Origin of the sequence: Cellulomonas sp. WB94, assembly GCF_003115775.1 — a bacterium.
Classification (GTDB): domain Bacteria; phylum Actinomycetota; class Actinomycetes; order Actinomycetales; family Cellulomonadaceae; genus Cellulomonas_A.
Map to the genome: position 1 here is coordinate 1,299,883 of NZ_QEES01000002.1, position 14,570 is coordinate 1,314,452.

Sequence of the window (14,570 nt, forward strand, 5' to 3'; positions counted from 1 at the left end):
GGCAGCGCAGTGCGCAGACCTCAGCGCGCGGACCTCGGTGCGCGGACCTCAGTGCGCGCGGCCGTCCCGCAGCTGCCCGAGCCACTCGCGGGCGTCGAGGAAGTCCCGGTCGGACGTGCCGATGTGGACGGTCGCGCGCACGTCGTCGGCACGCGGGTACGAGCCGAGGAACCGCACGTGCGGGCACACCCGGTGCAGCCCCATGAGCGCCTCGCCCATGCGCTCCTCGGCGATGTGCCCCTCGGCGTCGATCGAGAACGAGTACCGGCCGAGCGAGTCGCCGACGGGCCGGGACTCGATGCGTGACAGGTTCACGCCGCGGACCGCGAACTGCTCGAGCATCGTGAGCAGCGCACCGGCGTCGTTGCTCGGGAGGTGCACGTCGAGGGTCGTCTTGTCGGCTCCTGTCGCCGCGGGGACCGCGCCGGGGCGGCCGACCACGACGAACCGGGTGACCAGCGACGGGTTGTCCGCGACGTGGTCCGCGAGCACCGCGAGACCGTAGGGCTCGACGGCCGCCGGGGGCACGAGCGCCGCGTCGAACCCGAGCGGGCCTCCGGCAACGCGGTCACCGGCCGGAACGAGCTCGACGACGAGCGAGTCGGCGATGAGTGCGGCGGGGGCGGTGTTGGAGGTCGCGGGGACGTGCACCGCGCCGGGCAGGTGCGCCGCGAGCCAGCGGCGGCACTGCACCCATGCGTGCGGGTGCGCGGCCACGCGCCGTACGTCCGCGAGGTCCGTCCCGGGAGCGGCGGCGAGCGTGAAGTCGACCGGGACGAGCACCTCGCGCAGCAGCACGAGCGGCGTACCGACCGCGAGCGAGTCGAGCGTCGCCGTGACGCCGCCCTCGACGGTGCTCTCGATCGCGACGACCGCGAAGTCTGCCGCGCCCGAACGGACTGCCTCGATCGCGGACACGACGTCGACCTGCGGGATGTACAGGGCGTCGTCCGGGCCGACGACCTGGCGGAGAGCCGCCTCCGTGAACGTCCCGGCAGGGCCGAGGTAGGCGTAGCGCGGGACGGACATCTGCCCTCCGGTGGTGCGGGGATGCGGCGGCGAAAGCGGTGCGAGCCTAGTGCGACCGTAGTCTTGAGCGGTGCCGATACCCCCTCGCGCGACCCGGCCGCCTCGCGCGACCCGCGCCCGGCGGCGCTTGACGGTCGGCGTGATCGCGGGCCTCGTCGGGCTCCTCGCACTGCTCACCGTGCCCGCTGCCCCCGCGGCCGCGTCGGCGGGAAGCGCCGCGTCGTCAGGCACAGCCTCGGTCGGGACAGGTTCCCCGGTCGTGCTCGTCGGGGTGACGGGCCTGCGCTGGGACGACCTCGGCTCGCTCACGACCCCCGCGCTGTGGAGCCTGTCGCGCGAGGGTGCCGTGGGGACGACCGTCGTTCGCAGCGTGCGGCCGTCGTCCTGCCCCGCGGACGGCTGGCTCGCGGTGTCCAGCGGGACGCGCGCCGCCGACCTGCAGTCGCCGGACGGCACGTGCCGACGCCTGCACGAGCCCGTCGAGGGCTCGGCCGTGCCGGGATGGGCCGACTACGTCGAGTCCGCCGCGACCGGCTCGTTCTCCGCGCACGTCGGGCTGCTCGGCGACGCCCTTGCCGCCGGCGGCGCGACGGTGACCGGCATCGGCCCAGGAGCCGCCATCGCCCTCGCCGACGCGACGGGGACGACCGTCGGCACCCACCTCCGCCTGCCGACCGACCCGACCCGGCTCCTCGCGGCCGTGCGTGACTCGCTCACGACCTCGGACCTCGTCGTCGTCGACGCCGGGTCGGTGCGCGACCCCGGCTACACGACGCGCGACCGGGTGCCGGCCGACGCGGCAGACGCCGGGGAGCCCGTCGTCATCGGGCCCGACGGTGAGGACCTCACGTCCGACCTCGACGCCGTGATCGCGGTCATGGAGCCGACCCGCAGCGAGCAGGCGCAGGCCATCGACGCCCGCGTGCGTGCCGTCCTGGCGGCAGTCCGCGCGTCGAAGACCGACGTCACCGTGCTCGTCGTCTCGCTGGCCGACTCCGGGCGCAGCCCACAGCTGCAGCTCGCCGTCGCGAGCGGTCCGGCCTCCGAGGGCGACGGCACGTACGCCGGGACGCTCCTCGGTTCACGCTCGACGCGCCAGCCCGGCTACCTGCAGTCCACCGACATCACGCCGACCGTGCTGAGCGCTCTGGGCCTGCGCGACGACGCCCCGCAGGGGGCCCTCATCGGATCGCCCCTGACGACCGTCGCGGACCCGCACGTGGCGAGCGCACGCGTCGCGACCCTGGTGGACGCGAACCGGCACGCGCAGGCCGCCCGACCCCTCATCCGGGTCTTCTACCTGACCCTCGTCGGCATCAACCTGCTGCTCTACCTGCTGGTGACCATCGGGCTCAACGGGCGGGTCCTCGCCTGGTGGAGCCGCGTGCTCGACAGGCGCTGGCCCGGCCAGGGCCGACGGGTCGTGGCGGCGCTGAGCCACCCGGGCACGGTGCTGCGGCCGTTGCGCATGCTGGGCGTGGCGGTGGCCGCGATCCCCGTCTCGACGTTCCTCGCGAACCTCACACCGTGGTGGCGCGCCTCACCGCCGTCCTACGCGCTCGCGGCCTCGATCGTCGCGTGGGTCCTCGTGATCACGGCCGTCGCGCTCGTCCCGCCGTGGCGCGACGCCGTGCTCGCTCCGCTGGGCATCGTGGCCGCGATCACCGTCACCGTCATCTGCGTCGACGTGGCCGCCGGGGCACGGCTCCAGCTGTCCTCGCTCATGGGACCGCAGGCTCTCGTCGCGGGGCGGTTCTACGGCTTCAACAACACGGCGTTCGCGCTGGTCGCGGCCGCGTCGATCCTCCTCGCGGTGGCGCTCGCCAACCCGCTCGTCGTGCGCGGGCGACGAAGGCTCGCGGCGGGCGTCGTCGTCCTCATCGGCCTGGTGACCACCGCGCTCGACGGGCTCCCGTCCATCGGAGCGGACTTCGGCGGACCACCCGCGCTCGTGCCCGGGTTCGCGGTCCTGGCGCTGCTCACCGCCGGGATCCGACTGAACTGGTGGCGGACGCTCGGAGTCCTCGGCGCCGGCGCCCTGACGGTCACCGCGTTCGCTGTCGTCGACTACCTGCGCCCGGCCGACTCCCGCACGCACCTGGGCCGGTTCGTCGAGACCGTGCTCGACGGCGGCGCGTGGCAGGTCGTCGAGCGCAAGCTCGCGCAGAACCTCAAGATCCTCGTCGGCAGCGAGCTCACGCTGCTCGCCGTCGCAGGCCTCGTGCTCGTCGTCCTCGTCCTCGGCCGGCCGCTGCGCAAGGCCGTGGTCGCGCCCGACGGCGGCTCCTACGGATGGCTCTCCGCACGCGCTCCGCTCAACCGCCTCGGCACCCACGCCCCGATGCTGCGCCCCGGCCTGACCGCGCTCGCCGTCACGATGGCGATCGGGTTCGCCCTGAACGACTCGGGCATCCTCATCCCGGCGCTCGGCGTGGCCCTGGTCGTGCCGCTGCTCGCCTCGATCAGCGCGAACTGGCTGATCCACCTGCGACCCAGCCCAGAGACGACCTCGGCCCCGGGCCTGGCACCGGTCAGCGGCGGCTGATCAGCAGCAGGTGATCAGCAGCAGGTGATCAACGGTGGGTGATCGGTGGTGACGCCCCCGGCGACAGGGTCGACCGGATCGCCCCCGCGGCGCGGCGGACCTTGCGGGCGTTGACCGCCAGCTGGACGTCGCGGTACTGCGCGGCGCGGTGCAGCTGGCCCCGCAGGTCGGTGCCCGACGGTCGGTGGCGCAGCTCGCACGGCACCTCGACGGCCGTGAACCCCTGCCGCAGCAGGTCGATCGTCATGCCTGTCTCGACACCCCACCCGCGCGCGAGCGGGGTCGCGGCCTCGAACGCCTCACGGGTCAGGCAGCGCATGCCCGACAGCGGCTGGGTCGGCGTCCAGCCCGTCATCGCCGCGATGGCACGGCGGGCCGCACCGACCACGATCCCCCGGCCGCCCGCGCCGACCTGGGGCGGCAGCAGCGCGATGGAGAAGTCGGCGGACCCCTCGAGGACCGGCGGCACGAGCGGTGCGGTGTTCACGGCCGACTCGCCCAGGTCTCCGTCGATGAACAGCAGGAGGCGCGGCGGTCGGTCGGGGGTGTCGCGCATCGCCACGACGGCCGCCCCGGTCTCCATCGCGGCGGCCTTGCCACGGTTGTGCGAGTGGCGCACGACGACGGCGCCGGCGTCCCGCGCGACGTGCTGCGTGCTGTCCTCGGAGCCGTCGTCGACCACGAGCACGAGGTCGACCCGGGGGATCGCGCGCGCTGCGCGGACCGTCGCGGCGATCCGCCGGGACTCGTCCTTGGCGGGGATGACGACAGCGACGCGCTGCCGCGACCGGGTGCCCGGCTCCTTCGTCGTCGCCTCGGTCAGCGGCTCGATGCTGCCTGCGCGACGACGCGACGCGCGACGTGCGCGGACCTTCGTCGGGGCGGACCCGTCGGCGGCGGAGAGGTCCTCGGCGAGGGTCTCCGTGGCGTCCTCGGTGGCTGCGGGCATCACGGCGGCATCGTCCGACGCGGGCGTCACGTCCGCCTGGTCGTTGTCGGCGGAATTCCCGCGCTTCCGGGTCACCCGCCCAGCCTAGCGAGCCACCGGCCGGACCACCGCCGGGGCCCGGCGCCGGGCCCCGGTGCCGGGGCGGTCCGGCGCGGGCAGGGGCGCCGGCGAGGGTGCGGTCAGCGCAGCGTGACCTGCCGGGCCACCAGGCCCGCGCGGGCGCGGCGGGCGTTCGCGTCGAGCGGCGAGTCGTCCGCGAGCGCCGCGGTGAACCGCGGCAGGAAGTCGGCGACGGGCTTCTCGATCTCGGCGCCCTCGGTGCCGGGGGCGAGCTCCCACACCGGCACGACGATCCCGCTCGCGCGGAAGTAGCCGACGAACTTCGCGTCGTCGAACCCGGACTCACGCTTGGCGTGCAGGCGCGCGAGCGCGTCGAGGACCTGCTGCTCGTCGTGCGGCTGCGCCCAGCGCAGGAACTCGCGCGAGCCGAGCCGCGCCCAGTACGCCGACTCGGCTGCGGCGAGCTTGACGGTCGGGACGATGCCCGCGTCGGCCTCCTCGATCGCGCTCGACAGCTCGGCGGTCACCTCGATGTCGGGGGCGAGCCAGTAGCTGTAGCCGGGCTGGATCGTGACCTCGAACGGGACCGACAGGTCGAGGACGTCCTGCAGGCGGGGGCCCGGTCCGGGCAGGCCGGCCGTCTGGACCGCGGTGCCGGGCTCGATCTCGAGGGCCTCGAGCAGCGCCGCGGCCAGGTCACGGCTCGCGTCGCCCGAACCGCGCGAGGTCTGCAGCGCCAGCAGGATCACGCCGTCCGCGCGGTGCAGCGCCTGCCACCCCATCGGCAGGACCGTCGTCACGAGCACCTCGCGGGCGCCGTGCTCGGCGGTGGTGCGGGCCGTCGCGGTCGCCGCGGGGACGATCTCCTTGAGCGCGACCCAGTCCGGCTCACCCGGGAGGCCCTCGAAGGGACGGAGGACGAAACCGGAGGTTGCAGCAGAGGCCATGGTCGTCGAGGTTACCGGACCGTGCGCGCGCTACGCCCGGCGAGCGTGAGCCTGCGGGTGGCAGGATCAGGGCATGGACCCGCGCGCCGGAACTCTCGCCCAACCGTCCGACCTCGTCGACGTCGATGCGCTGCTCGGCGCGTACCGCGACCGCGTCCCCGACCTCGACGACCCGGCGCAGCGCGTCGTGTTCGGGACGAGCGGGCACCGTGGGTCGAGCCTCGACGGCGCCTTCAACGAGGCGCACATCGTCGCGATCACCGCCGCGATCATCGAGTACCGGCGCTCGCAGGGCACCGACGGCCCGCTGTTCATCGGTCGGGACACCCACGCGCTGTCGCTACCCGCCTGGGAGACCGCGCTCGAGGTGCTCGCCGCCGCGGGAGTCGAGGTGGCGATCGATGCCCGCGACTCGTACACGCCGACGCCCGCCGTCTCGCACGCGATCCTGCTCCACAACGGCGCGACGAGCACCGAGGGTGTCCGCACGCACGTCGAGGGCGCTGCCGCGGGTGCGCTGACCGGGCTGGCGGACGGCATCGTCGTGACCCCGTCGCACAACCCCCCGCGTGACGGCGGCTTCAAGTACAACCCGCCGCACGGCGGTCCGGCCGACTCCGACGCGACCGGGTGGATCGCCGCCCGCGCCAACGAGCTGCTGCGCACCGGCGTCGGGCAGGTCCGCCGCGTCTCGCTGACGGACGCCCTCGCCGCGGAGACCACGCACCGCCACGACTTCATGGCGGCGTACGTCGACGACCTCGCGAACGTCATCGACATGGACGCGATCCGCGAGGCCGGCGTGCGGATCGGCGCCGACCCGCTGGGTGGCGCGTCGGTCGAGTACTGGGCCGCGATCGGGGAGCGGTACGGCCTCGACCTGACGGTCGTGAACCCGCGCGTCGACCCGCAGTTCGGCTTCATGACGCTCGACTGGGACGGCAAGATCCGGATGGACTGCTCGTCGCCGTCCGCCATGGCGTCGCTGGTCGCGGCGATGGGCGAGAACGCCCCCTACGACATCGCGACGGGCAACGACGCGGACTCCGACCGGCACGGCATCGTCACGCCCGATGCCGGCCTCATGAACCCCAACCACTACCTTGCGGTCGCCATCCAGTACCTGTACTCGGGGGCCCGCCCGGGCTGGCCCGCGGACGCCGCGATCGGCAAGACCCTGGTCTCGTCGTCGCTCATCGACCGGGTCGCGGCCTCGCTCGGCAGGCGCCTGCTCGAGGTGCCCGTCGGGTTCAAGTGGTTCGTCCCAGGCCTGCTCGACGGCTCGGTCGGGTTCGGCGGCGAGGAGTCCGCCGGTGGGTCGTTCCTGCGCAAGGACGGCACCGTCTGGACCACGGACAAGGACGGGATCATCCTCGCGCTGCTCGCCTCGGAGATCCTCGCGAAGACCGGGCGGTCGCCGTCGCAGCACCACGCCGACCTCGTCGCGAAGTTCGGGGAGTCCTGGTACGCGCGGGTCGACGCCCCGGCGACCCTCGAGCAGAAGGCCACGCTCGGCAAGCTGTCGCCCGAGCAGGTCACGGCCACGACGCTCGCGGGCGAGGACATCACCGCGAAGCTGACCGCAGCGCCCGGCAACGGCGCGGCGATCGGCGGGCTCAAGGTCACCACCGAGAACGCGTGGTTCGCCGCCCGGCCGTCCGGGACCGAGAACGTGTACAAGATCTACGCGGAGTCGTTCGTCAGCCCCGAGCACCTCGCGCAGGTGCAGGTCGCCGCGAAGGACGTCGTGTCGGACGCGCTCGGCTGAGCCTCAGTCGACCGGGTCCGGGACAGGTCGGACGAGGTCCCGGTACTCCGGGTGCCGTGCGACGTACGCGCGGATGAACGGGCACAGCGGCACGATCTGCCGCCCGGACGCCCGGACCTGGTCGAGCGCGCCGCGCGCGAGAGTCGACCCGACACCGCGCCCCTCGGCCGCCTCGACCACCTCGGTGTGCGTGAACACGACGGCGTCCGCGTCCAGCACGTAGGCGGCGAACCCGAGCACTGCGCCGTCGCGGTCGCGCGCCTCGAACTGTCCGTCGGCGCGGTTGTCGGTCACCGTGAGCTCGTCCATGCCCCGATCATGTGGCACGCGGACGCGTCCGGCCAGCCCCCGGGCGATGACACACTGAGGCCGTGTTCCGGCCCTATCGCACCCTGCTCGCCCGGCCGGGCGCACTGGCCTTCTCCGCGTCCGGGCTCCTCGCCCGCCTGCCGATGTCCATGGCGGGCATCGGGATCGTGCTCGTCGTCGTGGCGGGCTACGACTCGTATGCCCTGGCCGGGCGCGTCTCGGCGGCGTACGTCCTGACCCAGGCGCTCTGCTCCCCGCGGCTCGCGCGCCTCGTCGACCGGCACGGGCAGGCGCGCGTCATGCGTCCCGCGATCGCGGTGACCTCGGTGGGCCTGGCCGGTCTCGCGGTCGCCGCGACCCTGCAGCTGCCCGTCGGCTGGCTGTACGTCGCCGCGGTGGTCACGGGCGCCACGATGGGGTCGTTCGGGTCGCTCGTCCGCGCCCGGTGGTCGCACGTCGTGCACACGCCGCGCGAGCTGCACACCGCGTACTCGCTCGAGTCGGCGTTCGACGAGCTCGTGTTCGTCGTCGGGCCTGTCCTGGCCACGACCCTCGCGGCCGGGGTGTCACCCGTGGCGGCGCTCGTCGTGTCGGTCACGGGGCTGGTCGTCGGCGGGTACTGGTTCCTCGGCCTGCACGCCACGCAGCCGCCGCACGTCGCGCGCCCGGTCGGGGCGGCCCGGACCCGGTCCGTCATGCGCTCGAGCGGCATGGTCGTCCTCGCGTTCGTGTTCGCCGCGGTCGGCGCCATCTTCGGGGCGACGGACGTCGCGACCGTCGCGTTCGCGGGCGAGCAGGGTCACCCCGAGCTGGCCGGCGTGGTCCTCGCGGTCTTCGCGCTGGGGTCGATGATCGCCGGGCTGCTCTACGGAGCTCGCCACTGGACGGCGCCGCTGTGGCGCCGGTTCGTGCTCGGGACGGTCGCCCTCGCGCTCGGCGCGTCCCTGTTCGTGCTGGTCACGTCGATGACGGTGCTTGCCGGGGTCATGTTCGTGGCGGGCTTCGCGATCGCGCCGACGATCATCAACGGCAACAGCCTGGTCCGCAGCTTCGTCCCGCGCGCGCGACTGACCGAGGGCCTCGCACTCGTCGGCACGATGCTCGGCGTCGGGGTCTCGTTCGGTGCGTCGATCGCGGGGCTCGCCATCGACGCGGACGGGTCGCGGGGCGGGTACCTCGTCGTCGTCGTCGCCGCCCTCGCGGTCCTCGGGGCGACCGCGGCCGCGCTGGGGACGCTGCGCTCCGCGACCTCGGAGCTCATGTTCGTCGACGAGCCCGTGACGGCGCCGGCTCGCGCCGCCGACCTGACCGCGGCGGACAAGACGGAGGCGGACCCGGCGGAGGCAGGCCCGCTGGCGGTGGACCCGCTGTGACCGGGCCCGACGTCGTCCCCGAGCAGACGGTGCGCGACCTCGCGACGGTGCTGCACCCGCTCGGACCCCTCGACCGCGTCGAGCTCCTCACGGGCGGCATGTTCGCCACGACGTACCGGGTGACGCTCGGCGACGGGACGCGGGTCGTGGTGAAGACCGCGCCGACCGACACCGACCGGCTGCTGCGCTACGAGCTCGACCTGCTGCGCACCGAGGCGGCCGTCTATGCGCTCGCGGCCGACCGTCCGGACCTGCTGATGCCACGCGTCCTGCTCACGGACCTGAGCCGCACGGTGCTGCCGAGCGACGTGCTGGTGGTCAGCCACCTCGACGGCGTCCCGCTCGTCGACGCGGGGGAGCTCGACCCGGTCGTGGCCGATGTCGTCCAGCGTGAGCTGGGGGCGTTCATGGCCCGGCTGCACACGGTGCACGGCGAGCGGTTCGGGTACCCGAACCTTGACGCGGGTCTGCACGCGGCGACCTGGACCGAGGCGTTCGAGTCCATGGTCGAGGCGTTGCTCGACGACGCCGCACGATGGGGCACCCCGCTGCCGTCCGACGAGATCAGGGCGGCCCTCGACCGGCACCGTGCGGTGCTCGACGACGTGAGGGTGCCCGCTCTGGTCCACACCGACCTGTGGGCGGGCAACCTGTTCGTCGACACGACGACCGGCGCGCTCCTCGGCGTCATCGACACCGAGCGGTCGGTGTGGGGCGACCCGCTGCTCGAGCTCGCGGGCGCCGACCAGCTCGGCCGCGGCCCGGCGCCGGCCCCGCTGCTCGACGGCTATGCGGCCGCAGGCGGGACGTTCGGGCTCTCGACCGCCTCAGGGGCGACCCGGCTGGAGCTGTACCGGCTGTACATGTGCCTGGTGCTGCTCGTCGAGATCGCGCCGCGCGGCTACGTGGGCGACTGGCTCGCGGCGCACCGCTCGACCGCGGCAGCCAACCTGCGCGCGTCGCTCGGCGCCCTGGGGTAGCTGCGGGTCCGGTCGCCTCCGGCGCATCCCCGCCTCGGGCGCGTCCTCCTCATGGATGGTCTGATCGACGGACCGGTGCGCGCGCCGTCACGAGTCCGATGGGTTCGCCTGACCGTCCCCGTCCCCGTCCCAGTCCCAGTCCCGGGCGGGCGAACGCTGCGCCGGCATCCGGTAGCTCAGCTGGCGCTCGGACGGTCGCGGGGGCACGGGTCGGACGATCCTCGGCGCCGCAGCGGCCGCCGCACGCGCGGCGGCACGCGCCGCCTCGACCACCTTGCTGCTCAGCGCGGCGGTCGGCGCAACACGCCCGCGCCTGCCGCCGGGTCGCGCCCGGACGGGCCCCGCCCAGGGACCATCCTCGCCCAGCAGGGCATTCGCCCGCGCCGTGATCCGCTCGATCTGGCGGCGCCCGGCCGGTGTCCCCACGAGGTACCCGACCCCGGCTCCGACCAGGAATGCTGCTCTCGTCCTCATCCGTGCGGTCCTCCCGTGCCGACGTGAGACCGCGGTCGGCGGGATGACTCCGCCCGACGCTTCGAGCCTAGGCTCGCCATCGCAGCAATTCCAGGGAACCGGGCAAATGGGACGGTTCGTGATGCCGCGACGCGGTCAGACGTTCGCGCCGAAGAGCAGTCCGAGCACATAGGTCGTCGCCGCAGCGCCGAACCCGATGGCGAGCTGGCGGAGTGCGCGCCGGACCGGCGGGCCGCCCGAGAGCACGCCGACGGCCGCCCCCGTGCAGAGCAGCGCGAGGCCGACGAGGAACGTCGCGACCAGCACCGCGCGCAGGCCGCCGAGCCCGAACAGGTAGGGCAGGACCGGGATGATCGCGCCCGACGCGAAGAAGCAGAAGCTCGCCCCGGCCGCACCCCATGCCGTCCCGACGGCCTCGTGCTCGTCGACGAGGTCGGCCACGGGGACTCCCGCGGCGCGCGAGTCACCGTCGGGGCCGGTCACCTGCTCCGGGCTGACGCGCGGGACGCCGAGCGTCGGTGTCGCGATCGTGCCGAACGAGCGCAGCAGCTCCCCGGCGCGGATCCGGGCGTCCTCGACCGACATCCCGCGGGCGCGGTAGACGAGCTCGAGCTCGTTGGCCTCGACGTCCAGGTGGGGGACGGCGGCGTGCGTCTGCTGGCCGGGGGCCGACGCCTCGAGCAGCTCACGCTGCGAGCGCACGGAGACGTACTCGCCCGCGCCCATCGACAGCGCGCCCGCGAGCAGGCCGGCGACCCCGGTGAGCAGGACGACGCTGTTCGACGCCCCGCTCGCCCCGATGCCGAGCACGAGCGCGAGGTTGCTGACGAGACCGTCGTTGGCGCCGAACACCGCCGCCCGGAACTGCCCCGACATGCGGTTGCGGCCACGCGCTGCCAGGCCCCGCACGACCTCCTCGTGGATGCGCTCGTCGGCGGCCATCGTCGCGGTCGCGTCGGAGTCGGTCTCGTAGGACGACCGCGCCTCGGCGCGCTGAGCGAGCGCGAGCACGAAGACGGACCCGAACCGGCGGGCCATCCAGGCCAGCGCGACGGTGCGGAAGTCACCGCGCAGCGGTCGCCCGACGTCGTCCCCGAGCAGGTCGAGCCAGTGCTGCTCGTGCCGCCCCTCGGACTCGGCGAGCGCCAGGAGGATCTCGCGCTCCTCGCCCGTCCGCCGCGACGCCAGGTCGCGGTAGACGGCGGCCTCGGCACGCTCGTCCGCGAGGTACTGCCGCCAGCGACGGTGGTCGCGACGGTTCGGGACGCGCCGTGCGGGGTCGGCGGCGGGGTCGATGGCGGTCTGCACGGGGGTGATTCTCGCATCCTGACCGCCGGGGGCTCCCTCGCGCGTCGGCGACACGGACCCGACGAGGGACATATGGCCCGTGTGAACGTCGCGGCGAGATCTAGAGTTGGTCACGCGTCCAACGCGTCGCACCCGGTCCAGCGAAGGCGCTGGTTCGACAGCCTCCCCGTCGTGCGGGAGCCCTGCTGTGTGGGAGAGGTGGCCATGCTTGCCGAGACCGACATCGCGCCCGACGTCGCTCGCGTCGCGCTCGTGCGTCGATGGGCACGTGAACGCCTCACGGCAGCCGGTCTCGACGAGCCCACGCTCGACGTCCTCGTGCTGCTCGTCAGCGAGTCCGTCACGAACGCCGTCGTGCACGCGCGTCCGCCGCTCGTCCTGTGCCTGGATGTCGACGCGGAGCGGACGCGGGTCGAGGTGCGTGACGGCACGTCCGACGAGCCGGTGCTTCGCCAGACCGTGCCGACCCAGCAAGGGGGTCGCGGCATGATGTTCATCGACCACCTGTCGTCCCGCTGGGGCACGGTCGCGCACGACGCCGAGGCCGGCAAGCCCGCGAAGACCGTGTGGTTCGAGCTGGCGCACCCCGGGACGCCTGCGCTCCCGCCATCCTGACGGGCGTCCCTGCGCTCGTCGGGCCTACGCTCGGCGCATGGCGAAGTTCTTCGACGTCCACCCCCACGACCCCCAGCCGCGGTCGATCGCGCAGATCGTCGCCCTGCTGCGCGACGACGCGCTGATCGCCTACCCGACGGACTCCTGCTACGCGCTCGGCACCCGGATGGACAGCCATGCGGGTGCCGACCGGATCCGCACGGTCCGCCACCTCGACGACAAGCACCACTTCACGCTCGTGTGCGCGGACTTCGCCCAGCTCGGGCAGTTCGTGTACCTCGACAACTCGGCGTTCCGCGCGATCAAGGCCTGCACGCCCGGCGCGTACACGTTCATCCTTCCCGCGACCAAAGAGGTGCCGCGGCGCCTCGCCCACCCGAACAAGAAGACGGTCGGCGTGCGCATCCCGGACCATCCCGTCGCGCTCGCACTCGTCCGCGCACTGGGCGAGCCGCTGCTGTCGAGCACGCTCCTGCTGCCCGGCGCCGAGAGCCCGATGACCGAGGGCTGGCAGGTCAAGGAGGAGCTCGACCACGTCATCGACGCGGTCGTCGACGCGGGCGACTGCGGCACCGAGCCCACGACGGTCGTCGACTTCTCGGACGGCACGCCGGTGGTCGTGCGGGTCGGCGCGGGGGACCCCAGCCGGTTCGAGTGAGGCCCTCGCCCGACGACCCCACCTACCCGGTACTCGCCGGCGCCGCGGCGGATCTCGACGAGCTCGACGCACTGCTCGTGGAGTGCCGCGCCTGCCCCCGGCTCGTCGCGTGGCGCGAGCAGGTCGGCGAGACCAGGCGTGCGGCCTTCCGCACCGAGACGTACTGGGCACGGCCCGTCCCCGGGTTCGGGGACCCTGGTGCGCGCATCGTCGTCGTCGGGCTGGCCCCGGCAGCGCACGGCGCCAACCGCACCGGCCGGATGTTCACCGGCGACCGCAGCGGGGACTTCCTGTTCGCCGCCATGCACCGCACCGGCCTGGCGTCTCGGCCGACGTCGGTGAGCGCCGGCGACGGACTGACCCTGACGGGCATCCGCGTCACGGCCCCGGTGCGCTGCGCCCCGCCGGACAACGCGCCGACCCCGACCGAGCGGCGCACCTGCGGCCCGTGGCTCGCCCGCGAGCTCGAGCTGGTCGCGCCCGACGTCGCCGTCGTGCTGGGCGCGTTCGGGTGGCAGGCGCTGCTCACGACGCTCGCCGAGCAGGGCTGGGACGTCCCCCGACCGCGGCCACGGTTCACGCACGGCGCCGAGGTGCGGCTCGCAGGACCGGCCGGTCGCGTCCTCACCCTGCTCGGGTGCTTCCACGTGAGCCAGCAGAACACCTTCACGGGCCGGCTGACCGAGCCGATGCTCGACGCGGTCCTGCTCCGGGCACGCGAGATCGCGGCGACGGCGGCCGACCGACCCTGAGCCGCGGCGCGACGGCCCGACCAGTCAGGCGGTCGCGAAGGCCGCGAGCCCGAGCCGCACGCTGCGGTCGAACAGCTCCTCGCGCTCGTCCGCGGAGAGCGCGGCGTCGCGGAACAGCAGGTCGGAGATCGTGCAGATGGCGAGCGCCTCGCGGCCCTCGGCGTCGGCGGCCGCGTACAGCGCCGCGGCCTCCATCTCGACCGCGAGGGTCCCGTACTGGACGAGCAGGTCGTTGGTCGTCTTCCGGTCGACGTAGAACGCGTCGTTCGAGACGACAGCGCCCACGTGGACGCCGTCGGGCCGGACCCCGGGACGGAACCCGGCGGCGGCAGCGGCGGCCGAGAGCAGCGCGAAGCTCGGCGCGTGGCTGTAGTGGATGCCCGGGATCCGCTGCGCGGTCATCGCCGAGTCGGTGTGGGCGGCGCTCGCGATGACGACGTCGCCCAGGTCGAGGTGGGTCGCCATGCCACCGGCGGTCCCGATGCGGATGATCCGCTGCACGCCGTAGAAGCGGAACAGCTCGGTCGCGTAGATCGTGATCGACGGCATGCCCATGCCGGACGCCAGGACCGAGACGGGCCGGCCCTCGAACGTGCCGGTGAACCCGAGGATGCCGCGGACCTCGGTGACGAGCCGCGCGTCGTCGAGAACCATCTCGGCGATGCGACGGGCACGGCGAGGGTCGCCGGGCATGAGGACATCCGGGGCGAAGTCTCCCGGCTCAGCGCCGATGTGGGGGGTAGCCATGCAGCGACCCTAGCCCGCACCGCGGGACACCGTCCCCTGCGAGATTCGGCGCGACG

Annotated in this window: 14 protein-coding genes; 7 read left to right on the top strand and 7 right to left on the bottom strand. The window is 74.1% G+C overall.

Features of this window, described 5'->3' with window-relative positions:
• Positions 1-48: 48 nt before the first annotated feature.
• A complete protein-coding gene (gene pheA, locus DDP54_RS07145; RefSeq protein ID WP_109131159.1) occupies positions 49-1,029 on the bottom strand; it encodes a prephenate dehydratase in 981 nt (326 codons plus the stop codon).
• Between the two features lie 70 nt (positions 1,030-1,099).
• Between pheA and DDP54_RS07150 the strand changes: the two genes are divergently transcribed.
• Entirely contained in the window at positions 1,100-3,574 is a 2,475-nt protein-coding gene (locus DDP54_RS07150; RefSeq protein ID WP_146192380.1) for a hypothetical protein, read from the top strand.
• A gap of 28 nt (positions 3,575-3,602) precedes the next feature.
• Here the strand turns inward: DDP54_RS07150 and DDP54_RS07155 are convergent, their stop codons facing one another.
• Together DDP54_RS07155 and DDP54_RS07160 are read right to left on the bottom strand one after the other, a co-directional pair.
• Positions 3,603-4,598: a glycosyltransferase gene (locus DDP54_RS07155; protein ID WP_242448274.1), complete on the bottom strand. Its 996-nt coding sequence runs from the start codon at positions 4,596-4,598 to the stop codon at positions 3,603-3,605.
• Between the two features lie 104 nt (positions 4,599-4,702).
• Positions 4,703-5,530, bottom strand: coding sequence for a DUF5926 family protein (locus tag DDP54_RS07160; protein ID WP_109131161.1), 828 nt, complete (start codon positions 5,528-5,530; stop codon positions 4,703-4,705).
• A gap of 73 nt (positions 5,531-5,603) precedes the next feature.
• On the opposite strand from DDP54_RS07160, the gene pgm reads away from it, so the two are divergent.
• On the top strand, positions 5,604-7,298 hold the full coding sequence (gene pgm, locus DDP54_RS07165; protein WP_109131162.1) for a phosphoglucomutase (alpha-D-glucose-1,6-bisphosphate-dependent): 1,695 nt from the start codon (positions 5,604-5,606) through the stop codon (positions 7,296-7,298).
• Between the two features lie 3 nt (positions 7,299-7,301).
• On the opposite strand, the gene DDP54_RS07170 is transcribed toward pgm, so the two are convergent.
• Entirely contained in the window at positions 7,302-7,607 is a 306-nt protein-coding gene (locus tag DDP54_RS07170) for a GNAT family N-acetyltransferase (RefSeq protein ID WP_109131163.1), read from the bottom strand.
• A 62-nt stretch (positions 7,608-7,669) separates the two neighbouring features.
• Here DDP54_RS07170 and DDP54_RS07175 point away from each other — a divergent pair, with 62 nt between their 5' ends.
• Entirely contained in the window at positions 7,670-8,980 is a 1,311-nt protein-coding gene (locus tag DDP54_RS07175; protein ID WP_109131164.1) for an MFS transporter, read from the top strand.
• Positions 8,977-9,960, top strand: a complete 984-nt coding sequence (locus DDP54_RS07180) for an aminoglycoside phosphotransferase family protein (RefSeq protein WP_242448275.1) — start codon at positions 8,977-8,979, stop codon at positions 9,958-9,960. The genes DDP54_RS07175 and DDP54_RS07180 overlap by 4 nt, the downstream gene beginning before the upstream one ends.
• An 87-nt stretch (positions 9,961-10,047) precedes the next feature.
• Here DDP54_RS07180 and DDP54_RS07185 read toward each other — a convergent pair whose 3' ends face one another.
• The gene (locus DDP54_RS07185; RefSeq protein ID WP_109131165.1) at positions 10,048-10,434 is read right to left on the bottom strand and encodes a hypothetical protein; all 387 of its coding nucleotides are present in this window, start codon (positions 10,432-10,434) and stop codon (positions 10,048-10,050) included.
• A gap of 135 nt (positions 10,435-10,569) precedes the next feature.
• A complete protein-coding gene (locus DDP54_RS07190; RefSeq protein ID WP_242448441.1) occupies positions 10,570-11,730 on the bottom strand; it encodes a VIT1/CCC1 transporter family protein in 1,161 nt (386 codons plus the stop codon).
• Between the two features lie 216 nt (positions 11,731-11,946).
• On the opposite strand from DDP54_RS07190, the gene DDP54_RS07195 reads away from it, so the two are divergent.
• From DDP54_RS07195 to DDP54_RS07205, 3 genes are read left to right on the top strand one after another with little or no spacing between them, the layout of a single operon-like run.
• Positions 11,947-12,357: an ATP-binding protein gene (locus DDP54_RS07195; protein WP_109131167.1), complete on the top strand. Its 411-nt coding sequence runs from the start codon at positions 11,947-11,949 to the stop codon at positions 12,355-12,357.
• A gap of 37 nt (positions 12,358-12,394) precedes the next feature.
• Positions 12,395-13,015, top strand: a complete 621-nt coding sequence (locus DDP54_RS07200) for an L-threonylcarbamoyladenylate synthase (RefSeq protein ID WP_109131168.1) — start codon at positions 12,395-12,397, stop codon at positions 13,013-13,015.
• The gene (locus tag DDP54_RS07205) at positions 13,012-13,767 is read left to right on the top strand and encodes a uracil-DNA glycosylase (protein ID WP_109131169.1); all 756 of its coding nucleotides are present in this window, start codon (positions 13,012-13,014) and stop codon (positions 13,765-13,767) included. The genes DDP54_RS07200 and DDP54_RS07205 overlap by 4 nt, the downstream gene beginning before the upstream one ends.
• 24 nt (positions 13,768-13,791) lie before the next feature.
• Here the strand turns inward: DDP54_RS07205 and deoD are convergent, their stop codons facing one another.
• A complete protein-coding gene (gene deoD, locus DDP54_RS07210) occupies positions 13,792-14,514 on the bottom strand; it encodes a purine-nucleoside phosphorylase (protein ID WP_109131170.1) in 723 nt (240 codons plus the stop codon).
• Positions 14,515-14,570: the final 56 nt, after the last annotated feature.